The sequence below is a fragment of the Arsenicicoccus sp. UBA7492 genome (assembly GCF_002479615.1).
Taxonomy (GTDB): Bacteria; Actinomycetota; Actinomycetes; order Actinomycetales; family Dermatophilaceae; genus Arsenicicoccus; species Arsenicicoccus bolidensis.
Genome location: NZ_DLOE01000024.1, coordinates 8,239 through 31,471 on the forward strand (window position 1 = coordinate 8,239; position 23,233 = coordinate 31,471).

Below are 23,233 nucleotides of genomic sequence, written 5' to 3' on the forward strand. Positions count from 1 at the left end.
GACCCCGCTGCCGTCATACGGGTCACGCTCGACGTATCGGGCGAGCCGCGGGTGCAGGTCGAGGCGTCCGGCGTGACCGCCTTCACCTGGCCCGCCGGCTGACCACCCGCTCCCGGCGCGTCCGCGGCCACCCCACGCGGCCGTCAGGCTCTGTGGACGTCTTGGGCCTGAGCCCAGGAGGCAGCGGACGCCGTCAGAGGTGCTTGTCGGCCGTGACCTGCACGAGGTGGACGGGGTTGCCGTCGGGGTCTGCTACCCAGGCCACGCGGGTCCGCCCACCCTGGAAGGGATGCGGCTCGGACAGCAGCGGAGCGCCTCCCGCGGTCAGCCGGACGACCTCGCCGTCGACGTCGTCGCAATAGAGCACGATCTCCACGGGCCGACCGCCGAGCTGTGGGTCCAGACCGTGGTCCTCCCGGGCGGCGGTGACGGTGGAGATCCCGATCGTGAACCTGTCCAGCGTCAGCTCCACGTGCACGGGGTCTCCGTGGGAGGGGGTGCGAAAGGTCACGTGGAAGTCGAGCCCCTCGTAGAACGAGGAGAGGCGGGGGAGATCGTCGGTGTACAGCGTGATCATCGGCGTCCGGTACATGGCCTCGACCGTAGTGGAGCGGGAAGGGCGGACGGGTGGGCGAGCCCGACCGGATCACGTGGGTACCGCCGGACGCCCAGATGAGTGGGCAGAGATAGGCCTCCCAGGCGCATTCGTGGTGCCACTCTCGCCCTCTCACGGGCGCCCGGTCGCAGAGCGCGCACGGCTGCGAGGATGGCTGCACCGACGAGAGGAGCACCACATGAGCGACCCGACCGACGGCCACGTCGAGCAGGGGGACGGCCCGGACCGGCGGCCCGGCACCACCGACGGCACGTCGACGCTGGTCGAGGAGGTGTGGGGGCGGTCGTCGTCGCGCGGCGGACGACCCGGCGCGACCGCCGTGATCGACAACGAGAGCACCAAGGTCGTGGCCTTCGAGTTCGCCGAGGGTGACGAGCTCAAGGAGCACGCGGCGCGCCACCCCGTCCTGATCCAGGTCGTGCGGGGGCGCGTGAGCTTCGAGCTGCCCGACCGCACCGTCGAGCTCGCCCCCGGGGCGCTGCTGCACCTGACGCCGATGCTGCGGCACGCGGTGCGGGCGCTGGAGCCCACGACGCTGACGGTGACGATGCTCCTGCCGCACGCCTGAGGCAAACGGCGGCGTCGACCGCAAGCGCGTCAGCGGCGCAGGACGCGACGGACGGCCGCGCCGACCTCGGCCGGGGTGGTGACGATCGCGGCGATGTGCGCATCGGGCCGTATGACGACCGCCTGCCGCCCGTGGAGGTGCAGCGACGCGGCGACCACGCCCTCGGGGTCGACCTCGTCCAGCGTGACCACCGTGACGCCGCACCGCATCCCGTCGACGGCGTCCTTGCAGGCGCCCAGGTCGAGGTCGGAGCCGACGAGCACGACCAGGCCGCGGCGCGCCAGCTCGCGCAGCCGGTGCACACCGCCCGGACCGGCGATGGGGACGTCCGGCACGAGCACGCCGGGCACGGGCTCGGGGTCCTCGCCCTTGGGCGGGCGTCCGGGCCACGGGCGATCGGCAGCGGGCGTGGTGAGCTCGGAGTCGACGTACCAGAATGGCTCGGACAGCCGACCCGAGTCCACCTGGCCGCGGGCCTCGGGGTTGAGCACGGCGTTCTCGAGGATGTCGACGCGGCGGGCGTGCTCCTCGGGGGTCTGCGGCACGAGGAAGGCCATGGTGCGCGACGTGACCTCGAGGTTCTCCGCGGCGGCGGCGTGCCGCTCGCAGTGATAGCTGTCGAGCAGGGACTCGTCGGCCCACCCGTGCAGGACGAAGGCGAGCTTCCAGGCGGCGTTCTCGGCATCGAGGACCCCGGAGTTGAGGCCGCGCGCACCGAACGGCGACACCAGGTGCGCCGCGTCGCCGGCCACCAGCACGCGCCCCACGCGCATCCGGTCGACCTGACGAGCGTGGAAGCGGTAGAGCGACTTCCACACGATCTCGTAGTCGCTGTCCGTCCCGATGATCTGCCGGATCCGTCGGTCCAGCCCGCCGCTCGCCTCGTCCTGCTCCAGCGAGAAGTCCGGCGGCACCTGCCAGTCGATGCGGTAGGTCGAGTCGGGGCACGGGTGGATGAGGACCTGACGACCGGGGTTCCACGCGGGGTCGAAGTAGAACCGCCGCTCCTGCTCCCAGCCCGGCAGGGACGCGCGGATGTCGCAGATCAGGAACTGGTCGTCGAAGGTCAGGCCGTCGAAGGTCAGACCCATCAGGTCGCGGATCGGGCCGCCCTTGGAGCCGGGCGCCGCGACGGCATACGACCCCGTGAGATCGACGGTGCCGGAAGGGGTCTGGCAGGTCATCGTCACCTTGTCGGCGTCCTGGCGCAGGCCGGTGACCCGGTGCCCCCAGGCACAGGTGATCAGCGCGGAGCGGGCGATCTGCTGGTCGAGCAGCTCCTCCGTGCGGGTCTGGCTGATGTTGACGAACGGCGGGAACGGCGACCGCCCCTTGTCCACGAAGCCCTGGCAGAACAGCTCGGTGTCGCGATAGAAGGTGCGCGCCCGCGTCCAGGTCAGCCCTTGGTCGGCCACCTGACGGCCCGCGCCGACGTGGTCCCACACGTCCAGCACGTCCCGCTGCTGGCACAGCGCCTTGGAGCCGATCGGGTCCCGCTCCGGACGAGAGTCCAGCAGCAGCACCGGGACTCCCCAGCTCGCGAGCAGCAGCGCCGCGGTCTGGCCGACGGGTCCCGCCCCGATGACGAGGACCCTCTGGTCGTCGGAAAGCGTTGGTGGGGTGGTGGATTCGTGAGGCATGACGTCGATGTCCTTGCTCTCAGGTTAAATTCGCGGTCGCGTCGATCAGTCGCTCAGTCCTGCAGCTTGTCCCAGACCTCGCGGTCCCGCTCCGCCGTCCAGATGCGCGGCCAGTCGATGCCGTCGAGCTCGTCCCACACGCGCTGCACGTCGAACGGCGCGCAGTGCTCGAAGATCGGCCACTTGCCGTACTTGGGGGCGAGCGCCGCGTGGGTCGCCTCGAAGGCCTCCTTGACCGTGCCGCCGCGCTCGTGCACCGCCCCGACCTCGCGCAGCATCGTCGTCAGGAAGTCCCGCGTCTGCTCGATGGCCGCGTCGACCTCCTCGCGCCCGTGGGCGATGGCGCCGCGTCCGCCGATGAGGTGCTCCGCGCCATACGACTTGATCTGGTCGAGGGTGCCCGTGGACCAGTCGCGGTGGAAGGCGTCGCCGGTGTAGAGCGCGGCCTGCGACTCGACCAGGTCGCCCGCGAAGAGGACCTTGTGCTTGGGGATCCACATGATGATGTCGCCGGCGGTGTGGCCGCGGCCGCAGTGCTTCAGGACGACGTCGCCGCGGTCGCCGCCGAGCGGGATGACGAGCTCGTCGTCGAAGGTCTGGTCCGGGTGGGTCAGCCCGGGGATGGACTCGGGCTCCTTGAACAGCCTTGGCATGCGGCCGAACTCGCTGTCCCAGTCCTGCTGCCCGCGCTCGTCGATGAGGGTCTTGGTCAGGTCGTGCGCGACGATCGTCTCCGCGTCGAAGGCGCTGGCGCCGAGCACGCGCACCGCGTGGTAGTGGCTGAGGACGAGCCACCGCACGGGCTTGTCGGTGTGCTGACGGAGCTTGGCGAGCCAGTCGCGCGCGGCGACGGGGGTCGCGAGCGCCTCGAAGCACACCACGAAGTCCTCGCCCTCGACCGCCCCGATGTTGGGGTCGCCCTCCGCGGTCAGTGCGTAGACGCCGTCGGCCAGCACCTCGAGCGTCTGCTCCTTGGGGTCGAGGTCGGCGGACGAGGCGAAGGGCTTGGCCATGGGGACTCCTGTGTCGTCGTGGCTGCGCTGGCGCACCGCGTGAGTTCCCATGCGGAGAGTTCTCATATAGAGTCGCGAGTGCGTTTATCGGTTTTCACGACTGTATGGCGGAAACCGCGCACCGGCAAGAGGGGATCCGTCATGACCGCGCCCGCCGCCAGCACGTCCGAGGCCACGTCCCGAGGCAAGCCGTCCGGCAGCCAGACCCTGGACCGCGGGCTCTCGCTGCTCGAGGTGCTGGCCGCCGCGCCCCGCCCGCTGACCATCGCCCAGGTCGGCGAGGCGGCGGGGCTGCACCGGTCGATCGTCTACCGCCTCCTGCGCACGCTGGAGGAGCACCGCCTGGTGTCGCGGGACGACTCGGACCGGTTCCGCCTGGGCTACGGCCTCGTGGCGCTGACCCGCACCCTCGACCCCGACCTGCGGGCCATCGCGACGCCGCACCTGCGGGCGCTCGCGGACGAGGTCGACCTGACGGCCTTCCTCGTCGTGGAGGAGCGCGCCCAGTGCGTCACGCTGATGGTGGCGGAGCCCACGACGCCGGGGACGATGTTCACCCACCGGGTCGGCACGGTCCACCCCATCGATCGGGGAGCCCCCGGCCTGGCGCTGCTGGCCCAGCACGCCCCCGCCTCCGACGACCCCGAGGGCGCCGTCCGCTGTCGCCGGCGCGGGTGGGCTCAGACGAACGGCGAGGTGCTCGACGGCGTGCAGGCGATCGCAGCGCCGCTGCTCGGCCACCACGTCCCTGCCGCCGTCGCGGTCAGCTACGTAGGCGACAACACCCGCCCCGACCTGGCTGACCAGGTCGTGCAGTGCGCCCAGCGCATCGCCCGCCGCCTCTGACCCCGGCCCGCCAGCGCCCGCCGCCTCTGACCCCGGCCCGCCAGCGCACGCCATTGGTCACCAATAACGTTTTGGAACGTTCACAATGGGCGTCCACACGTGATTGGTGACCAATGCGGCCAGCGGGTGTGCGGGGTGCGGGGGTGCGTGAGGCTGGCGCGTCAGCTGAAGATGACCCAGGCGATGGCGATGTAGTGCACGATCGCCGCCAGGATCGTGCAGGCGTGGAACACCTCGTGGAAGCCGAACCAGGTGGGCGAGGGGTTGGGGCGCTTCAGGCCATAGCAGACCGCGCCGCCGGTGTAGAGCAGACCGCCCACCGCGATGAGGATGACCGTCACCGCGCCTCCGGCGGCCCAGAACTGCGTCAGCCACCCGACCGCGGCCCACCCCATCGCGACATACAGGAGGGTGTAGAGCCATCGCGGCGCGTCGATCCACAGCGTGCGGAACAGCACGCCCGCGATCGCGCACGCCCAGATCAGCGACAGCAGGATCACGCGGGAGCGACCCTCGAGCAGCAGCAGCGCCAGCGGGGTGTAGCTACCGGCGATGAACACGTAGATGTTGGCGTGGTCCCAGCGCCGGAACGCCGCGTAGACCTTCTCGTTCCACGTGCCGCGGTGATAGGTCGCGCTCGTGCCGAACAGCAGCAGCGCCGCCACCAGGTAGATCGCGCTGCCGATGCGTCCCGTCAGCGTCGGCGCGAACACGCACAGCACCAGCCCGGCGAAGAATATCACCGGCGTCATGCCGGCGTGCAGCCACCCGCGCAGCTTGGGCTTGACCTGGCGCAAGGCCTCCACCGGCCGCTGCGCGACGCTCGGCGAGGACGCGGCGCGGGAGGCTCCGGTGGTGTCAGGGTGTTCAGCGACGGCGGGCATACCTTGACGTTACGCGCGCAACCTGGGCGAGGGCCACGCTCGACATACGGGATCACGACCCGATCACTGCTCGTGCCGCGACAAAGCCGACCGACTCCACCGGCGGTATGCCGTCGCGCCGACCCTTCCGGGGCTGACGCTCATCGCCGCGACCATCCGCAGCCATCGCGCTGCCGTTCGTGAGCTGGGAGCTCACAAACTGCTGTCTGGCGGGCGTCTGGGCAGCACTTCGTGAACTGGGAGCTCACAAACTGCTGTCTGGCGGGCGTCTGGGCGGTGCTTCGTGAGCTGGGAGCTCACAAAAATCCGGCAGGCGTCAGGCAAGCTCCATGATGCGGTCCCAGGACGGGCCGTCGAGCGACACGGCCGCGGCGGGGAACAGGCCGTTGTCCTCGCGGTCCATGTGCACGCGCAGCCGGTCCTCGAACGCCTTGTAGCCCCCGAAGTCGCCCGCCTTGACCGCGTCGAACAGCACCCACAGATCTTCGTGCTCGGAGCACAGGTCGTCGACGTGCTCGGTGAAGTCCTCGTCCTCGCGGAGCACGGCGAACAGGCTGCGCTCCTCGGAGTCGAAGTGGGGCTGCATCAGCCCGGCGAGGTGCTGGCAGGCGGCCTGCACGGCGGCGAGGTCCTGCTGGTCGCACGCCCTGCGCAGCACCCCGAGCTCGTTGATGAGCTGGTCGTGCTCCTCCATGTAGCGCCCGATCAGCTCGATGTCCTTGCACCCGCAGTAGGAACACATGGGTCCATCGTCCTCCCGCCGGATTAGCACGGTCAAACGCGTGTCAATCGCGTGGCGGTCCCCCGCGGCGCTGAGCCGGGGCCCGATGACGACGAGGCCGTATGACGGTGGGCCCCACCGTCATACGGCCTCGCTGCTGGACGGCCGACCAGGCTGTCAGTGGCCGGACATCGTGTGGAGCGGCTCGTTGGTGCGGTCCTTGAGCAGCAGCACCGCGACGAGCGAGATCACGGCGACGCCCATGAGGTACCACGCGACGTTGACGACGCTGCCGGTCGACTTGGTGATGGCCTCGGCGATCAGCGGCGCGAACGCCCCGCCGAAGACCGCGCCGATCGCGTAGGCGAAGGAGACGGCCGAGAGGCGGATGTGTGCGGGGAAGGCCTCGGCGAACATCGCCGACTGCGGGCCGTAGGTGAGGCCCTCGGGGATCGCGATCCACAGCAGCGCGACGGCGACCCAGAAGAGGGTGCCCTCCCGGACAGCCATGAACATCGGGACCATGCCGACGATCATGAGCACGTAGCCGATGATGTAGACCTTCTTGCGGCCGATCTTGTCGGACAGGATCGCTCCCCACATCGTGGTGACGAGCCACAGCGCCGCGGCGGCCATGACCCACAGCAGCACGTCGGTGCGGGCCAGCGGCGGCTTGGCGGTCTTGGTGGCGTAGGCCAGGACGAACCCGCCGACGAGCATGTAGCCGAGGGCGTTGTTGCCCATGAAGGACGCGGCGGCCTTGATGACGTCGCCGAGGTGGTTCTTGACCAGCGTCGTCTGGGGGACGGCGCTGTGCGCGCGGGCCTCCTTGAGCTCCTCGAAGACGGGCGACTCCTCGACCTTGGACCGGATGTAGTGGCCGACGAGGACGAGGACGATGGAGAACAGGAACGGGATGCGCCAGCCCCACGACTCGAACTGGTCCTTGGACAGGGTCGCGGACAGCACGGTGAGGAAGGCCGTGGCCAGCATCATGCCGAGCGGCACCCCGATCTGCGGGTAGGCCCCGAACCTGCCGCGCTGGCCGTGCGGCGCGTGCTCGACGGCGAGCATCGCGGCGCCGCCCCACTCGCCGCCGGCCGAGAAGCCCTGCAGGCAGCGCAGGACGATCAGCAGGATCGGCGCGGCCATGCCGATGGACTGGGTCGTGGGCAGCAGGCCGACGCAGGCGGTGGCGATGCCCATGAGGATCAGCGTGAAGACGAGGACCATGCGCCGGCCGTAGCGGTCGCCCACGTAGCCCATCGCCATCGCCCCGGCGGGACGGAAGAAGAACGAGACGCCGATGGTGGCGAAGGAGACGAGCTCCTTCCAGTCGCCGAGCCCGCTGAAGAACAGCTTGCCGAAGAGGAGGGCCGCCACGTTGGCGTAGATGAAGAAGTCGTACCACTCGATGGTCGTGCCGACCATGGTGGCCAGGGCGACGCGGCGATACTCCGTGGGGGAGGTCGTCGGAGCGTCGGAGTCGTGGATGATGTCCGGCTCGTCCGGGCGTGCGGTGTGCTTGGCCATGCTCGTCCTTGAGATGGTGGGGTCTGTGGGTGTTCGCATATCGGACTCGTGGACCGGTATGCGGTCAGTGGGCCGACCGTAGGGGCTGCCGGGCCGGGGCACAAGGGCCGTTCCCGACCCGTTGCACGCCGTTCGACGACCGGGTTGGCGGGCTCGGCGAGCGGTCGTGATGGCCCACACTGGTGCGTATGCCGAACGACCTCGCCCGCCCGGACCACGACTCCCGCGTGGTGGCGGAGGAGCTGCGAGACGTGCTCGCCGAGACGCTGGCCGGCCACCGGGTCGAGGCGCTCGCGGGGCGCGTGGCCCGGCTCATCGAGGCCTATCGTTCGGGCTCGGTCCCTGCGTCGGTCATCCTCGACGACCCGGTGACCGTGGCCGCGTACGCCGCCTATCGCATGCCCGCGACCGTCGCGGCGCTGCGGTCGGTGCTCGAGCAGGCAACGGTGGCGGTGCCTTCGTTGCGCGTGCGCCGGCTGGTGGACCTGGGTGGCGGCACGGGCGCGGCGGGCTGGGCCGTGGCGGCCTGGGCTCCCGAGCTGGAGCAGGTCGACGTGCTCGAGCAGTCAGAGCCCGCGCGGACGCTGGGGGCTCGGTTGGCGAGGGGGTCGTCGGTGGCGGCGCTGCGCGAGTCCCGTTGGCACGCCTGGACGCTGGGGCTCAGCGCGCGGCCTGGTGCGCCCGGCGACGTCGCCGACCTCGCCACCCTGTCGTATGTCGTCGGCGAGCTGCCGGACGCGCTGCGGCACGAAGCCGTCGCCACCGCCATGGCGGCGGCGAGCACGGTGCTGGTGGTGGAGCCGGGGACGCCTGCGGGCTATCGCCGGGTGCTCGAGGCGCGGGACCTGTTGCTGGGCGGGGGGTTTGAGGTGGCTGCGCCCTGCCCCCACCAGCTCGACTGCCCGCTGGTCGGGGACGACTGGTGCCACCTGCCCGCCCACGTCGAGCGATCCGCGCTGCACCGGGCGGTCAAGGGCGGGGAGCTGTCCTACGAGGACGAGAAGTTCAGCTATGTCCTCGCCACGCGCCTGCCCGTCGAGCCGTATGCCGCCCGCGTGATCCGCCACCCGATGATCCGCAAGGGTCTCGTCGGGCTGCCGCTGTGCCAGGCCGACGGCACCGCCGCGCAGCGCCTCGTGTCCAAGCGGCAGGGCGCTGACTACAAGCAGGCCCGCAAGCTGGAGTGGGGCGACTGCCTGCCGGGCTGACGCGAGTCGCCGCGGCTCGAGGCCCGGGAGCACACGAGGTGCCGACGGACTTCATCAGTCGGCGCTGAGGGTCGATCGATCACCCTCCGCTAAATATGTCTAAGGGCAGGGCAATAGTCGGTCAGATACTGCTACGCCGGGCGATCAGGTAGCCCTGGGGCTGCTGCTCGACCGGGTCGGCCGGCCTCCCGCCCCAGAAGGCCACCGCGAACCCCGCCTCCTCGAACCTGCGCGTCAGCTCCCCCTGCGACAGCCACCAGATGTCGAACCCGATGCCCAGGCCGAGGGATTCGCCGCCGCGGCGCGCGCTGTCGTCGCCGACCTTCCACGCGGTCGCGACATAGCCACCGGGCCGCACCACCCGGGCCAGCTCGGCGAAGGCGCCCGGCCGATCCTGCGGCGGCAGATACATCAGGGAGTACCAGCAGATCGCCCCTTCGAGCTCGCCGTCCCCGAACGGCAGCGCCCGCACGTCACCCACCTGCACGTCCAGCCCCGGCTGCTCCCGCCGCGCGACCCGCACCATCTCGGGGGAGAGGTCGAGCCCGCGCACCCCGATCCCGCGGTTCAGCACGTATGCCGCCAACCTCCCTGTCCCACAACCGATGTCGCCGACGGTGGGGGCGCCCGCGCCGCGCGCATCCGCGGCTGCCCGCACGAGATCGCAGAACGCCGCGAGGATCCCGCGCTCGAGCGGCATCTCGTCGAGCAGGGTCGCCAGGCGTTCGGCATACGGCTCGGCCAGCACGTCGTGGGCCTGCCGCAGCTCGGTGGTCGCGTCGCGTCCGCCGCTCGTGGTCGGTGTCATGGCCCGCACGCTAGCGGTGACCTCGGACAGGCCCTCGAACAGGCCCCAGGCGGACCTCAGACAGCCCTCGGACAGACATCGGCAGGCGTCGGTGCTGAGGTGACCCGACGGGGCAGGCGGATCGTTCCGGTTCGGACCGTTGATCGTTCCAGCCGCCCCGACGGGTCACTTTGTGCAGGCTGCGCCGGGCGTCGCCCTCAGTAGGAGCTCTGCTCGCCCTCGCCCTGCGCCGGCTCGGACGTGTCCTGGCCGCCGGCGGCAGCGGGGACGTCGCCGAGGTCGTCCTCCTGCCCCAGCGCCGTGGGTCCACCGTCGGTCTGGTCGGCGTCCGTCTCGTGCTGCGGGTCGCGCGTCGCGTCGTTGCTCATGCCGCCAGGCTACGGCGCCGCCCCGGAGCGCGTGTGGCGGGCCTGGTCAACGCTGGGAGCGCTGAGTCCGCACCCGGCGGGCGGCGCGTCAGCTGCCCTGACGTGGACCGTCACGGCAGCTGACGATGCGCCGGCCGATGCGAGCATCCTGCGCTCACCGGCCGTGACGGCCGCTCACGCCCAGAGGTCCTGCGCCAGCACCTCACCCTCACGACACCCCCGCGGTATGGCGAACACCGCCGACCCGATCGGGGTGGTCCAGGTGTTGAGGAGGTCCGCCTCGGCGAGCCGCCGCTGCACCGCCAGGAACTGCTCGAGCTCCGCCTGGTAAGCGACGAACAGCAACCCGGCGTTGGTCAGTCGGCCGGGGGCGGGCGGGTCGTCGTAGTTGTAGGGACGACGCAGGAAGCGGTCACGCAGCCCCTTCTCGTGCGGCATGGAGCGACGCACGTGCGAGAACTCGTCGATCACGGGCAGCCCGAGCCCGTTCGTCGCCGCCAGGTCGGGTGCGTCCGTCTCGGCGCGACCGGTGAGGGGCGACCCGTCCGTCTGGCGGCGGCCGAGGGAGGTGTCGCGGGTCAGCGGGTCGGCCTCCTCCCAGGTCTCGAGGTTCATGGCGATGCGGCGCAGCACCATCGTGGTGCCGCCCTGCAGCCACCGCGGCGCGGACGACCCGCACCACACGACCGCGTCGTCCTGGCCGCGCACGGGGTTGACCGTCCCGTCGGCCTGGCCGAAGAGGTTGCGCATCGTCTCGCCGGGGTTCGTCACGCCGTGCCCCTGCCGGAAGCCGCGCTGCACCCAGCGGACGGTGGCGATGGTGCGGGCCTCCTTGGTCAGGACCCACTGGGCGTGCGACACCGTGATGGGGGAGTCCGCACAGATCTGCAGCAGCAGGTCACCTCCGGACCAGTGCGGCTCGAGGCGGTCGATCTGCGGGAACGCCGGCAGCGGTCCCAGCCACGGCGGCCGCGGCGCCGTCACGCCGCGCAGCCCGAGAACGCGGGGGCCGATCCCGACCGTCACCGTCAGCGATGCCGTCGTCGCGGTCATCTCGGGCTCGAAGTCGGCATACGGCGCCTGACCAGCCATGAGCTGGGCGATGTCCTGCGTCCAGATCCGCATGAGCCGCTGCAGCGTCGTGACGTCGGCGCCGGGCACGAGGTCCATCGCCACCCACACGCCGTGCGCCTGGGGCGGGTCCATGATCCCGGGCTGGTGCTCGCCGTGGAAGGCCCGCCGCTGGTGCTCGGCCAGCTGCACCGTGGTCGGGCCCTCGCCGGTCGCGGCAGTCTCGGCGGGGGCGGGGGCGGCGCCGGATCGCGCCACCCCCATCCCACCCGCGGCGCCGGCGGCCAGGCCACCGAGCGCCGACAGCCCTCCGACGAGCACGTCACGCCGGTCGAGCCGATGCCCGGCGGCGCCGTGCTGGTCCGCCGTCATCAGTGCGCGTGCGTCGTCGCGGAGGCGGACGCGGAGGTGGACGCGGGGGCGGTCGGCGTGGCGTTGGGCGTCATCGACATGCCGCCGTAGGTCTCCTTGGCCCCGTTGAACTCCCGTGCGGGAGCGTGGATGTGCACGTGGCCGCCGTTGGCGTCCTGTAGCGTCACGACCGTCTCGGTGCCGGACAGGATGGGCTTCTCGAGGCCCATGAGCATGACGTGGTTGCCGCCCGGCCGGAGCTCGAAGGTGCCGTGCGGCGGCACCGTGAACCCGTCCTTGGTCTCCTTCATGACCATGGCGCCGAAGGCGTCCTTCTCGGTGACGTGGAGCTGCACCGTGGCGGCGACGTCGCTCTCGGCGGAGACGACCCTGACGGGCTGGTCGGTCTCGTTGACGAGGGTCGCGAAGAGCCCGGTCATGCCGCCCTTGACCGCCTTGACCCAGGGGTCCTTGACGGTGAGGGAGCGGTGGGTGACCGAGGTGGCGGTCGTGGCCGGGGATGTGGCGGGGGTGGTTGCGCTGGTGGGGGACAGGGATGCCGTGGCGGAGGCGGAGGCGGTGGACGTGGGTGCGGTGCTGGAGCCGGTGGCCGTGGTCGACGTCCCCGACCCGCACGCGGCGGTGACGAGGGCGAACGAGACGACGGCACAGGGCAGCGCGATGCGCTTGAGCATGGGTGTGGTCCTTGGTCTGACCGGAGTCGGTCTGGTGTCTGGGCAGGTCGAAGTGGGCTGACGCGGGGTCAGCGGGCGCAGACGACCAGCGGAGGACCACGGCGCGGGGCCGCGAGGACGAGCTCGGCCGACCGCAGGCGCGGCACGGCGACGGTGATGGCAGCGGGGCGGGGCCAGTGGGCAGGACGTTCGAGCAGGAGCCGTATGACGGGCGCCAGCCAGCCCGCGAGCAACCACAGTGCGCGCTCGCCGCGAGCGAGCACGGCCGCCGTCACGACGGTGGCGAGGACGTGCGCGAGGACCATCGTCAGTGAGAGGTGGTCGTGCCCGCCGCCCACCGCGTGGGCTGCACCGACGTCCGACCCCGGCTGACCCGCGTGGGTGACGAGGACGGCGTGGTGCCCGCTGCCGACGACGTGACCGAGTGATGCGGCGTCGGCCCCGGTCGTCCCCAGCAGCGCGAACGCCTCGTGCAGTGCGAGCTGCCCGCCCCCGAGGATCGCGCCGATGGAGAGGCCCTCGAGGCGGCGGCCGCTCGCGACCAGGCAGGTCACCAGGACGAGCCCGAGCAGGACGGCCAGGACGCCGCCGCCCGGCAGCGCGCCGCCACCCAGCACGTGGGCGAGCGCGGCGAGGGAGATCATGACCACCGCGAGGGTGCCTGCGCGCAGCAGGCGCAGTCGTCCCCCGTCCGGCGTGATCATGGCGCCAGTCTAGGGGTGCCCTCGGACGGCGCCGCGCGACCTCTCGAGCCCTCTATGTGCGTCTAGCGCGAAATGCAGAGAGCGGCATACGACACGATCGGTCCTCGCGCCCGACCGGGCCCTGTGGTTGGCTGCAGGCACTGCCTCCCCACCCCTAGGAGCACGCCGTGGCCGACATGACCGGAGTCGTCTTTCCCCAGACCGAGGGCCGCCGCAGCACCAGCGCGGTCGGTCGCGAGATCGTGGCCGGCGCGCTCGGCGGCGTGGACCCCGTCGGCTCCGCTGCGGCACGGCGCGAGACGGCGTGGCGCAAGGAGTACGCCGTGCACTTCCGCCGCCTCGTCGAGGTCGGCATGGAGGACCGCGACGCCGCGCTGACCGTGGCGCGGCAGGGCCTCGAGGCGCTGCACGGGCAGATGCGCTGGGTCGGCGCGAGCGGCGTGGACCAGCCCCTGCAGGCAGGTCTCGACGAGGTGGGCACCCCGCTGCACAGCGCCACGGTCGATGGCACGGCCGAGCCGGAGCGCGAGCTGACCCTGCCCTATCGCGGGCGGCGGCTGCGCGGCGACGAGCTACGCCGGCGCCTGGACCAGTGGGTGCGCGACGGCGTCGTGGAGCCGGGCGTGCAGCAGGCGGTCGAGCGTGTCCTGGACCACCCCGAGTGGCTCGACCTGCGCGACCAGCGCGTCGTCGTGCTCGGGGCCGGCGCCGAGATGGGCCCGCTGCGGTCGATCCTGCGCTGGGGCGGCGAGGTCGTCGGGATCGACCTGCCCCGCCCTGACCTGTGGCGCCGCGTCCTGACGGCGGCCCGCGAGGGCGCCGGGCGGCTCGTCATACCGACCCCCGACCCCGAGGCGAGCGACGCGAGGCTGGCCGAGCGCGCGGGAGCCGACCTGCTGCACGACCTCGGGGCCGTCGGGCGGTGGATCGACGGGCTCGAGGGCCGGCTCGTGCTCGGCAACTACGTGTATGCCGACGGCGCCACGAACGTCCGCGTCACGACGGCGGTCGACGCCCTCACGACGCACCTGACCGCCCGCCGCGACGACCTGGCGCTGGGCTTTCTCGCGACGCCGACCGATTCCTTCGTGGTGCCGGCGGACGCGGTGGCCCAGGCGACCCGCAACTACGGCGAACGCTCGCTCGGACGCCTCGTCCGGACCCCGCTGCGCGTCGGCAGCGGCGGCCGGCTGCTGCGCCGCCAGTACGCCCCCGGCGAGCAGCTCGCGATCTCCGACAGCATCGTCGAGCAGCAGGGCCCCAACTACCTGCTCGCCAAGCGCGTGCACCGTTGGCGCGCGTCCGTCGCCGCCGACGACGGGCACGTCGTCTCGATGAACGTCGCCCCTCCCACGCGCACCCGCTCGGTCACCAAGAACCGCGCCCTGGCCGCGGCGTATGCCGGCGCCCACTTCTTCGGCATCGAGGTCTTCGAGCCGGCGACGAGCAACACGCTCATGGCCGCACTGCTGGTCGACGACCTGCGCCGGGGAGAGGCGACCCGGGGTGGGGTCGGCGCCGGCGACGCGACCGACCCGAGGGGCCCGAGGGACCTGCTGCTGCCGTGGCAGGCCGAGGCCCGGGCGGCGGCGCACGGCGGGCTGTGGCGCGTGGCCTACGACCCGCGCAGTGCCCTGGGGATCGCGGCGCTGCTCGGGCTCGGCGGCGCCCGACAGTGATTCGGGCGAGGTTCGCCGCATCACCCCCGCCGAGGCGCACCGCCCCATAAGGTCTGCACCATGGCTTCACGACCCCACACCGCGTCACTGATCGAGGACGCCTGGCACCGCCGCATCACCTCGCTCCTGCACGAGCGCGGCTGGCGCACGCAGGCGATCGGACACACCGGCTACGGCACCCCCGAGCGCGTGCGTGTGCTCGGCCGCATCAAGATGGCACGCCCCGGCGACGAGTCCACGCAGGCGAGCCCGCACCGTGACGACGCGGTGCGCGCCCTGCGCGGCGAGGAGCGCGACCGCGGCTGGCGGTCGTTCGCGACGCCGCCGCCCGCCGCCAACGCCCCCGTCACGATCCGGTTGGGGGACAAGGCGGTCGAGGCGCGCACGGACCGCGGCGGCTACGTCGACGTGTGGGTCGAGCAGCCCGGGCTCGACGCCGGCTGGCACACCGCCACCATCGAGTCGCCCGACTCGGACCCCGCCGACGCCCCCGTCCTGATCATCGGCCCGGAGACGAAGTACGGCATCGTCTCCGACATCGATGACACCGTCATCTCCACGATGCTGCCGCGCGCCATGATCGCCGCGTGGAACACCTTCGTCGTCCACTCCAGCACCCGCCGCGCGGTGCCCGGCATGGCGCCGCTCTACCGCGAGCTGCAGGAGCGCTATCCCGGCGCCCCCGTGATCTATCTGTCCACCGGCGCGTGGAACACCTTCCAGACGCTCACGCAGTTCCTCTCCCGGCACGGGTTCCCGCTCGGGCCGCTTCTGCTCACCGACTGGGGCCCCACCAACACCGGGTGGTTCCGGTCCGGGCAGGAGCACAAGCGCGCCAACCTGCGCCGGCTGTGGCAGGACTTCCCGGACATCCACTGGCTGCTCGTGGGCGACGACGGCCAGCACGACCCCAAGCTCTACTCCGACTTCGCCGAGGACCACCCCGACGTGGTGGAGCTCATCGCGATCCGCGAGCTGACCCCCGCCGAGCAGGTTCTGTCGCACGGTATCCCCGTCTCCAACGAGGAGCTGCAGCCGATCGAGCGGATCAACGCGACCACCCCCGTCTACCGCGCGCCCGACGGCTACGGCCTCGCCCAGCGGCTGCGGTCGGCGTTCCACGCGGGCGACGCCGGGGCGCACCACCACCCCGAGGTCGAAGAGTCGGCCGCCCACGCCGAGGCGGTCGCCGCGCAGCCCGGCCGGGACGACCAGAACCCGCTCTGACGCCTGCCTCTCGCTCTGGCCGGAGCCCCTGCTGGACCCGCCGGACCTGGTGTGGGCCCCTCGCCGGACCCGTTGTCGGTCCGGCGAGGGTGGGGCAGGATGAGCCCATGCCGGAGCTGCCCGAGGTCCAGGCGCTCGTCGACTTCCTGACCGAGCGGATCGTCGACGACGCCATCACCGCCGTCGAGCTCGGATCGTTCTCCGTGCTCAAGACCTACGCCCCCGCCCCGCAGGCCTTCGACGGCCTGGTGGTCTCCGGGGTCGGGCGGCACGGCAAGTTCGTCGACATCGACTGCGACGGGCTGCACCTTATCTTTCACCTCGCCAAGGCCGGCTGGCTTCGCTGGTATGACGAGATGCCGCGTACCGCGCTGCGCCCCAACAAGTCTCCTGTCGCCGTGCGGGTCCGCCTGGCGTCCGGTGGCGGCTTCGACCTGACCGAGGCGGGGACCCGCAAGAGCCTGGCGGCATACATCGTGGCCGACCCGCCCGAGGTGCCCGGGATCGCGCGGCTCGGGCCCGACCCGCTCGCCGACGCGTTCACCCTCGACGCCTTCGCCGCGCTGCTCGGCGCCCGCAACGCCCAGATCAAGGGCGTCCTGCGCGACCAGTCCGTCATCGCGGGGATCGGCAACGCCTACAGCGACGAGATCCTGCACGTCGCGCGCCTGTCGCCGTTCGCCAAGGCTGCCGGGCTGGACGCCGACCAGGTCGCCACGCTCTACGAGGCGCTGCGCGAGACCCTGGCGGCAGCCGTGGTCGCCGCGTCCGGCAAGCCCGCGGACGAGCTCAAGGACGCCAAGCGTGCGGGGATGCGCGTGCACGGTCGCACCGGCGAGCCCTGCCCCGAGTGCGGCGACACCGTGCGTGAGGTGTCCTTCGCCGACTCCTCGCTGCAGTACTGCGCCACCTGCCAGACCGGCGGCAAGCCACTCGCCGACCGCCGCACCTCGAAGTTCCTGAAGTAGCCCTGGCCACGACCTACACCACCGAGATCATCCTGCCCATGGGCGGCAACAACACGGGCATCGAGGTGCCGCCCGACGTCCTCAGCGTCCTGGGAGAGAGCAAGCGGCCCAAGGTCAGGGTCACGTTGAACGGCAGCTACACCTTCGACACCACCGTGGCGAGCCGGGGTGGTCGCAGCCTGATCACCTTCTCCAAGGCGCGGCGCGAGGAGTCGGGGCTGGGCGCCGGCGACTCCGTCCAGGTCGACCTCGAGCTCGTCTAGCCGACCGTTGGTGAGCTCGGGGCTCACTTTGTGCCGTCCACGGGCCGGGATTCGCCGCGCTGGCGACCGTTCGTGAGCTCGCGGCTCACTTCGTGTCGTCCGGGGTCGCCTCCATCGGCGTTTGTGAGCTGCCAGCGCACGAACCGCCGAGCGGAGCCGACCTTTTCGGACCTTTGTGAGCTCCGAGCTCACATCGCGCGTCGGGACCCGTGCAGGTCAGCGCTGCGAGCGCTGACAATGCACGGTTGGGGTGCCTGAGCGTGCGGGGTCAGCGCTGCGAGCGCGAGGGATGCACGGTTTGGGGTGCCTGAGCGTGCGGAGTCTGCGCTGCGAGCGCGGACGCGGGCGACGTATGGCGGGCGGGGTGGGGGCGATGGCAGGGTTGAGGCATGACGATCCCCGCAGACGCCCAGCCCGACGTGCCCCAGATCAGCCGTGACGAGCTCGAGGACGACGCCGTCATCCTCGATGTCCGCAACCAGGACGAGTGGGACCTCGGCCACGCGCCGGGCGCCATGCACATCCCGCTCGACCAGCTGGCCGAGCGCCGGGGCGAGCTGCCCGAGGTCGACGTGCTCCCCGTGACCTGCCGGGGCGGCGGCCGGGCCTCGCGCGCAACCGCTTGGCTCAACCAGAACGGTTGGGACGCAGCCAATCTCACCGACGGCATGCTCGGTTGGAAGGCCGCGGGCCGCGCCCTGGTCACCGAGCAGGGCGGCGACCCTGACGTCATGTGACCAGTGGACGATGACGCCGTATGACGCCCGCTAGCGCAGTCCCTATACAGCGCTAGCGGGCGTCATCGTCATACGACCGCGGGATCAGCCCGGGTTGGTCACATCAGCCTGGCGTCGTCGCATCGACCTGCGGTGCGAAGCCGGGTGGATGTGACGACCTGAGGTAGGTCAGCGGGGGAGCTCGCCCTCGCGCTTGGCGTCGCTGAGCGGCGTGGGCAGCAGCCCGTCAGCGCCCTCGGCCCGGGCCGCCCGCGCCTCCTGCGAGACCTCGGCCGCCTCGTCCTGCTCGCGGGCCTGCTTGTCGCGCAACGGCCCCACGCCCCAGCAGTCGATGACGCCGGTGAGCGGGTCGGGCTCGGGCACCTCGATGGTCGTGGTCAGGGCGGTGAGGCTGGGCTCGGGCGGCGTCGACCCGAAGCCGAAGCGCACCGGCGGCGAGACGGGCACGAGCGCGCCCAGGTCGGATCCGTCCCACGTGGCGGTGGCGTCCGTGACGGCGTGGACGTCGGTGGCGCCATACGTGGCAGGCAGGCCGTTGGCGGTGGTGCCGCGGGTGCTGACCCCGCGCAGCAGGGCCTGCGCGATGGGGTCGGTGACGCGGGCCCACCAGGCGCGGCTGCTGAGGGCGCTCGGCACCATGCTCAGCGCCTTGCCGATCGCGGTGCGCTCGCCGATCGTCGCGGACAGCCCGAGCGGGCCGGCCGTGAGGGTGAGCACGCGGCCGCGCGTCGTCGCCTCGACGGGCACGACCTGCACCTCGTCGAAGGTGTAAAGCGCGGCCACCGTGTCGGCGATCTCCTGCGTGGGGGCGAGGAGGATGCGGTGTCCGTCACGGCGCTCGACCATCACGTCGGTGAAGTCGCCGTAGGGCGATCGGGTCCAGCGCCCGACGACGATGCGAGTGCCCTCGTCGAAGCCGAGGCCGAGGATCCGGCCGGTGAACTGGTGCGTGCCGGTCTGCAGAGTCATGGTGCCACCCAGGTGAATTCGTTGCCGAACGGATCGCGGAGGTACGTCCGTCTTGGATCGGGGCACTCCTCCTCGCACATCGAGGCGCCGAGGAGGAGCAGCACGTCGGGTGTCTGCGCGGACACCGCGAAGCGCATGGAGTTGAAGACCGTCTTGGGCTCGGTCTCGCGGGCGAAGACGATGGACTCGAACGGCGCGCCCGGCACCGGCTCGATGAAGGCGGCATCAGGGTCCTCGGGGACCTGGTGCACCTTGGTGTCGAGGACGCGCCCCCACCAGGCGGCGTTCGCCTCGGGGTCGGGGGAGTCGACGACGACTTGGTACATGCGGCGCTTGTCGCTGGGGCGGACGATGACGCCGAGCTCGCGCTGCTCGGGGTCCAGGGCGAGGTCCCAGGGGTAGCTGCCCTGGTCGACGAGGGTGCCGCCTGCGGCGACGAGGTCGTCGGTGTTGGCGGCGTAGATGTCGAGGTGAACGCGTCGTCGCTCTTGGCGGGGGGCCCGGCGGGGGCGGATCCAGACCGTGTCGGTCTCGTCGTCGCCGACGAGCCGGAAGCCGTTCTCGTCGTCGCCCTCCATCCGCAGGCCCAGCGCGCGGGACCAGAACATCGCCAGCGTTGCCGTGTCGGCGGCGTCGATGGTGAGGTCCACGTAGCGTGCGAGAGCCATGTCCCGAACCTACCTTTTCGGGACGACGCTGGGAGGTTGCTTGACGACCCGTGGTCCGGCGGCCCGCGTCGTCATCCGCTTGATCAGGCCGTATGACGGTTTCTAGGCCCAAGAGTAGGCTCCGGCATACGAACCGATCGCCGCCGGGCCGCGACACGCTGGTGCTGTATGCCGAGATCTTGGGTCGCCGCTAGATGCCGCATAGGGTGCGAGCGTGGACCCGATCAAGAACCCCTATGCCCCTGGTGCCGGCCAGCGACCGCCCGAGCTGGCGGGGCGCGACGAGCAGCTCAAGGCCTTCGACATCGTGCTGGAGCGCGTGGCGCGGGGGAGGCCCGAGCGGTCGATCGTGCTGACCGGCCTGCGCGGCGTGGGCAAGACGGTGCTGCTCAACGCGCTCCGCTCCGCGGCCGTCCGGGCCCACTGGGGGACGGGCAAGCTCGAGGCGCGACCCGACCAGCGCCTGCGCCGCCCGCTCGCGTCCGCGCTGCACACCGCCGTCCGCGAGCTCGGCCACCCGCAGGGCGAGGACGTCGACCAGGTGCTCGGCGTGATCAAGGCGTTCGCGCAGCGCGACGTCGACCCCAAGGCCAAGATCCGCGACCGCTGGAACCCCGGCATCGAGGTGCCCGCCGTTGCGGGGCGCGCGGATTCGGGGGACATCGAGATCGACCTGGTCGAGCTGTTCTCGGACTGCGCGGGGCTCGCGGCCGACGTGGGGCGGGGGATCGCGATCTACATCGACGAGATGCAGGACCTGCACGCCGAGGACGTGTCGGCGCTGTGCGCGGCCTGCCACGAGCTCTCCCAGCAGGGCTCGCCGCTGATCGTCGTGGGCGCCGGGTTGCCGCACCTGCCGGCGGTGCTCTCGGCGTCGAAGTCCTACAGCGAGAGGCTGTTCCGCTACAACCGCATCGACCGGTTGTCGCGGGCGGCCGCCGACCAGGCGCTGCAGTCGCCGGCCCGCGACGAGGACGCCGAGTTCACCGACGAGGCGCTGGCCGAGATGTATGCCGTGACCGGCGGTTACCCCTACTTCATCCAGGCGTACGGCCAGGTGGCGTGGGACGCGGCGCCCGCCACCCCGATCACCGTGGACGACGTGAAGGTCGCGGCGCCGGAGGCCGAGGAAGAGCTCGCCGTGGGCTTCTTCGGGTCGCGCTACGAGCGGGCGACGCCGGCCGAGCGGGAGTACTTGCGCGCCATGGCGGACGCAGCCCTCGCCGAGCGCGACGCAGGCAACCCCCTCGACGAGACCGAGTCGGTGGCCACCTCTGCCGTCGCGACCCTGCTCGGCCGCAAGCCCCAGTCCCTGTCGCCCGCACGCGACGCGTTGATGAAGAAGGGGCTCATCTACTCGGGCGAGCGCGGGCGCATCGCGTTTACCGTGCCCCACTTCGGCCGTTACCTGCGCGCCCACACCGGCGACGACTGACGCGAGCCGGTCTGCCGTGCTCGATCGACCCGACGGGTCACATTCCGTCGCGAAGCGCATCTTTTGATCGTTCAACGTGACCCGTGAGGGCGCTTCTGGCTCTCAGTCCGGCGCTCCAGGCTGACCTCACCGACGTCCACGACGACCCGCAGTGACCAGCGGCGCCATACGATCTCGTCTGCCCGCGCGACGTGACCCGCCGGGTCGGCTGCGCGCCCATCGGCCCGCCGCGACAAACCCGGTATGGCGCAACCCGCACGTGGGGTTGACTGGACGGGTGCCTGCCGCCGCTTCGAGCCGTCCGGGCCTGCGCGCGCACCCCCGGTTCGTCACGGTGGTGGCGGGCGAGGGCTTGTCGATGCTCGGCGACTCGGCCTTCGACATCGCCCTGGCCTGGATGGTCCTGCACGAGACCGGATCCGTCGCGGCGCTCGCGGGCGTGATGCTGGCCCAGGCGGTCCCGCGCGGTCTGCTGCTGCTCCTCGGCGGCGCCATCACCGACCGGATGAGCGCGCGTCGCGTCATGCTCGCCGCGCACGTCGTCCGCGCCGTGACCATGGCGGTCCTCGCCGCCCTCGTGATCAGCGGCTCCGTGCAGATGTGGCACCTGTATGTCGTGGCCGTGGTCGCCGGCATCACGGCGGCGATGTTCACCCCGGCGTCCGAGTCGGTGCTGCCCCACCTGCTGCCCGAGGCGGCCTACGCCCGCGGCAACGCCGCCCAGGGGTTCCTCGAGCAGGTGTCCTACCTCCTCGGCCCGGTGATCGGGGCCGGCCTCATCGTGCTGGGTGGAGCAGGTGCGGCCATCGCCGCCAACGCGCTCACCTTCGCCGTAGCGGCGTGCACGGTGCGCAGCGTGCCCCGCGGCGCCCACGTCGAGGGAGAGGCCGGCGCCGGCATCCTCGCCGACATCAGGGTCGGGCTCGCGCACGCCTGGCGCAGTCACGAGACGCGCCTGGTCCTGCTCATCGTCGCTGCTGCCACCCTGTCCTACAGCGGCCTCTTCGCCGTGGGGCTGCCGACCCTCGCAGCCTCCTGGACGTCGTCCCCCTGGGCGCTCAGCGTGCTCGTGTCCGCCTGGGGCGCAGGCCAGCTCATCGGCACGGCCGCTGCTGCGGTGACCGGCCTGCCGGACCGGTGGGGTCTGCTCATCATCGGCATGACCCTCGCCGAGGGGTCCGCCTTCGCGCTGCTCGGGCACACCCCCTCCGCCTGGGTGGCCGCCGCGATCCTCGTCCCGCTGGGCATCGGCGTGGCCTACAGCTCCGACGTGGCCCTGCCGACCTTCATCCAGACGCGCACCCCCAAGCACCTCCTGGGGCGGATCAGCGCGCTGCTCGGCCTGCCGCGGGTCGTGCTCGAACCCCTCTCGATCGCGGTCCTCGGCGCAGCGCTCCACCGCTCCATCGCGTGGGGCTTCGCGCTGGCCGCCGTCCCCGTCCTCGTGCTCGGCCTCTACCTGCTCGCCGACCCCGTCGCGCGCGGGCTACGCGCCGACGCTGACGCCTGACGCTTGAAGCACGGCGACGACGGCGACGACGCCGACGACGCCGACGAGGCAGGCGACCGGGTTCTCGTTCAGGGGCGGGCCTTCGCGACGGCCCTCAGTCGCCGGCGCTCGTCCTCGGGGAGGTCAGGGGTGACCCGCTTCCGCCTCAGATCCGCGAACCGCAGGATGCACACGGTCGTGATGATCGTGACCGCGACGAGCCAGGCCGGTCGGGTGGCGGTGAAGGGCATCACGACATACGGCACGGCCAGGATCGCAGCGATCCACCAGAGCATCGAGCGGAACCGTGGGTTGTCGCCGAGCCGCTCGCGTGCCCGTTCGCGCTCGATGGCGCGCAGGGTCACCCGCCCACGCTGCTCCCCGGCCGCCAGCGCCTCGTCGACCACCGCCTTGTCCTCGTCGGAGAGCAGGTCGTAGCCGGTCGACGGCTTGCCGACGATCCGCCTGGCCAGCAAGGGACTGAGAACGCAGATCCCGAGACCGAGGATCATCCCGCTGATCAGCTCGCCGGACAGGTCCTCGGTCGGGTCGAAGGCGGAGATCCACGCCCGCACGCACCCCAGGTGGATCACCGCCAGGGTGTAGTACGCCACCACGGATGGTCGAGGCATGGACATGGCGACAGGATGCCACCAAGGTGTCGTTCTGGAGGGCAGTCCTTCGTAGAAGGGACAGGCGGTGACCGAGGGTCGCCGTCGGCGAGACGTCACCCGGCGCTCGCCGCGACCAGGAGTAAGAGTCCCGTGGAGTG

General features: G+C 71.9%; 24 protein-coding genes. 10 read left to right on the forward strand and 14 right to left on the reverse strand.

Annotated elements, in window-relative coordinates:
• Positions 1 to 193: 193 nt before the first annotated feature.
• Positions 194 to 592, reverse strand: coding sequence for a VOC family protein (locus tag B4E97_RS06565; protein WP_286959142.1), 399 nt, complete (start codon positions 590 to 592; stop codon positions 194 to 196).
• Between the two features lie 202 nt (positions 593 to 794).
• Here B4E97_RS06565 and B4E97_RS06570 point away from each other — a divergent pair, with 202 nt between their 5' ends.
• Positions 795 to 1,184, forward strand: a complete 390-nt coding sequence (locus B4E97_RS06570; protein ID WP_286959143.1) for a cupin domain-containing protein — start codon at positions 795 to 797, stop codon at positions 1,182 to 1,184.
• 29 nt (positions 1,185 to 1,213) lie between these two features.
• Here the strand turns inward: B4E97_RS06570 and B4E97_RS06575 are convergent, their stop codons facing one another.
• Positions 1,214 to 2,824 (reverse strand): FAD-dependent monooxygenase, encoded by a 1,611-nt coding sequence (locus tag B4E97_RS06575; RefSeq protein WP_286959144.1) that lies wholly within the window; start codon positions 2,822 to 2,824, stop codon positions 1,214 to 1,216.
• A 53-nt stretch (positions 2,825 to 2,877) separates the two neighbouring features.
• Entirely contained in the window at positions 2,878 to 3,837 is a 960-nt protein-coding gene (locus tag B4E97_RS06580) for an MBL fold metallo-hydrolase (RefSeq protein ID WP_286959145.1), read from the reverse strand.
• A gap of 141 nt (positions 3,838 to 3,978) precedes the next feature.
• On the opposite strand from B4E97_RS06580, the gene B4E97_RS06585 reads away from it, so the two are divergent.
• Complete coding sequence (locus B4E97_RS06585) at positions 3,979 to 4,683, forward strand: IclR family transcriptional regulator (protein ID WP_286959146.1); 705 nt, start codon at positions 3,979 to 3,981, stop codon at positions 4,681 to 4,683.
• 161 nt (positions 4,684 to 4,844) lie between these two features.
• Here B4E97_RS06585 and trhA read toward each other — a convergent pair whose 3' ends face one another.
• The 3 genes from trhA to B4E97_RS06600 form a co-directional block, all read right to left on the reverse strand.
• Entirely contained in the window at positions 4,845 to 5,567 is a 723-nt protein-coding gene (trhA, locus tag B4E97_RS06590; protein WP_019287305.1) for a PAQR family membrane homeostasis protein TrhA, read from the reverse strand.
• Positions 5,568 to 5,883: 316 nt separating this feature from the next.
• Positions 5,884 to 6,309, reverse strand: a complete 426-nt coding sequence (locus tag B4E97_RS06595; protein ID WP_019287306.1) for a hemerythrin domain-containing protein — start codon at positions 6,307 to 6,309, stop codon at positions 5,884 to 5,886.
• Positions 6,310 to 6,465: 156 nt separating this feature from the next.
• Complete coding sequence (locus B4E97_RS06600) at positions 6,466 to 7,821, reverse strand: MFS transporter (protein ID WP_019287307.1); 1,356 nt, start codon at positions 7,819 to 7,821, stop codon at positions 6,466 to 6,468.
• A gap of 188 nt (positions 7,822 to 8,009) precedes the next feature.
• Between B4E97_RS06600 and B4E97_RS06605 the strand changes: the two genes are divergently transcribed.
• Positions 8,010 to 9,029, forward strand: a complete 1,020-nt coding sequence (locus B4E97_RS06605) for a small ribosomal subunit Rsm22 family protein (RefSeq protein ID WP_286959147.1) — start codon at positions 8,010 to 8,012, stop codon at positions 9,027 to 9,029.
• 121 nt (positions 9,030 to 9,150) lie between these two features.
• On the opposite strand, the gene B4E97_RS06610 is transcribed toward B4E97_RS06605, so the two are convergent.
• The 5 genes from B4E97_RS06610 to B4E97_RS06630 form a co-directional block, all read right to left on the reverse strand.
• Positions 9,151 to 9,837: a class I SAM-dependent methyltransferase gene (locus B4E97_RS06610; protein ID WP_286959148.1), complete on the reverse strand. Its 687-nt coding sequence runs from the start codon at positions 9,835 to 9,837 to the stop codon at positions 9,151 to 9,153.
• 197 nt (positions 9,838 to 10,034) lie between these two features.
• Positions 10,035 to 10,205: a hypothetical protein gene (locus tag B4E97_RS06615; RefSeq protein ID WP_019287310.1), complete on the reverse strand. Its 171-nt coding sequence runs from the start codon at positions 10,203 to 10,205 to the stop codon at positions 10,035 to 10,037.
• Between the two features lie 174 nt (positions 10,206 to 10,379).
• Positions 10,380 to 11,648 carry a Dyp-type peroxidase gene (locus B4E97_RS06620; protein ID WP_286959149.1) on the reverse strand — a complete coding sequence of 423 codons (1,269 nt, stop codon included), beginning with the start codon at positions 11,646 to 11,648 and terminating at the stop codon, positions 10,380 to 10,382.
• Positions 11,648 to 12,322, reverse strand: coding sequence for a copper chaperone PCu(A)C (locus B4E97_RS06625; protein ID WP_286959150.1), 675 nt, complete (start codon positions 12,320 to 12,322; stop codon positions 11,648 to 11,650). The genes B4E97_RS06620 and B4E97_RS06625 overlap by 1 nt, the downstream gene beginning before the upstream one ends.
• Positions 12,323 to 12,390: 68 nt before the next feature.
• The gene (locus B4E97_RS06630) at positions 12,391 to 13,026 is read right to left on the reverse strand and encodes a hypothetical protein (protein WP_286959151.1); all 636 of its coding nucleotides are present in this window, start codon (positions 13,024 to 13,026) and stop codon (positions 12,391 to 12,393) included.
• Between the two features lie 176 nt (positions 13,027 to 13,202).
• On the opposite strand from B4E97_RS06630, the gene B4E97_RS06635 reads away from it, so the two are divergent.
• From B4E97_RS06635 to B4E97_RS06655, 5 genes are all read left to right on the forward strand, one after another.
• Entirely contained in the window at positions 13,203 to 14,705 is a 1,503-nt protein-coding gene (locus B4E97_RS06635) for a hypothetical protein (protein WP_286959159.1), read from the forward strand.
• A 60-nt stretch (positions 14,706 to 14,765) separates the two neighbouring features.
• Positions 14,766 to 15,932 (forward strand): App1 family protein, encoded by a 1,167-nt coding sequence (locus B4E97_RS06640; protein WP_286959152.1) that lies wholly within the window; start codon positions 14,766 to 14,768, stop codon positions 15,930 to 15,932.
• A 107-nt stretch (positions 15,933 to 16,039) separates the two neighbouring features.
• The gene (locus B4E97_RS06645) at positions 16,040 to 16,900 is read left to right on the forward strand and encodes an Fpg/Nei family DNA glycosylase (RefSeq protein ID WP_286959153.1); all 861 of its coding nucleotides are present in this window, start codon (positions 16,040 to 16,042) and stop codon (positions 16,898 to 16,900) included.
• 32 nt (positions 16,901 to 16,932) lie between these two features.
• Complete coding sequence (locus B4E97_RS06650; RefSeq protein ID WP_286959160.1) at positions 16,933 to 17,163, forward strand: DUF1905 domain-containing protein; 231 nt, start codon at positions 16,933 to 16,935, stop codon at positions 17,161 to 17,163.
• Positions 17,164 to 17,552: 389 nt separating this feature from the next.
• Positions 17,553 to 17,900, forward strand: a complete 348-nt coding sequence (locus B4E97_RS06655) for a rhodanese-like domain-containing protein (RefSeq protein ID WP_019287318.1) — start codon at positions 17,553 to 17,555, stop codon at positions 17,898 to 17,900.
• A 168-nt stretch (positions 17,901 to 18,068) separates the two neighbouring features.
• Here B4E97_RS06655 and B4E97_RS06660 read toward each other — a convergent pair whose 3' ends face one another.
• Positions 18,069 to 18,869 carry a hypothetical protein gene (locus B4E97_RS06660; RefSeq protein WP_286959154.1) on the reverse strand — a complete coding sequence of 267 codons (801 nt, stop codon included), beginning with the start codon at positions 18,867 to 18,869 and terminating at the stop codon, positions 18,069 to 18,071.
• A complete protein-coding gene (locus tag B4E97_RS06665) occupies positions 18,866 to 19,537 on the reverse strand; it encodes a VOC family protein (RefSeq protein WP_019287320.1) in 672 nt (223 codons plus the stop codon). The genes B4E97_RS06660 and B4E97_RS06665 overlap by 4 nt, the downstream gene beginning before the upstream one ends.
• A gap of 214 nt (positions 19,538 to 19,751) precedes the next feature.
• Here B4E97_RS06665 and B4E97_RS06670 point away from each other — a divergent pair, with 214 nt between their 5' ends.
• A complete protein-coding gene (locus B4E97_RS06670; protein WP_286959155.1) occupies positions 19,752 to 20,972 on the forward strand; it encodes an ATP-binding protein in 1,221 nt (406 codons plus the stop codon).
• Between the two features lie 277 nt (positions 20,973 to 21,249).
• A complete protein-coding gene (locus B4E97_RS06675; RefSeq protein ID WP_286959157.1) occupies positions 21,250 to 22,482 on the forward strand; it encodes an MFS transporter in 1,233 nt (410 codons plus the stop codon).
• A gap of 68 nt (positions 22,483 to 22,550) precedes the next feature.
• Here the strand turns inward: B4E97_RS06675 and B4E97_RS06680 are convergent, their stop codons facing one another.
• The gene (locus tag B4E97_RS06680) at positions 22,551 to 23,093 is read right to left on the reverse strand and encodes a hypothetical protein (protein WP_286959158.1); all 543 of its coding nucleotides are present in this window, start codon (positions 23,091 to 23,093) and stop codon (positions 22,551 to 22,553) included.
• Positions 23,094 to 23,233 lie beyond the last annotated feature (140 nt).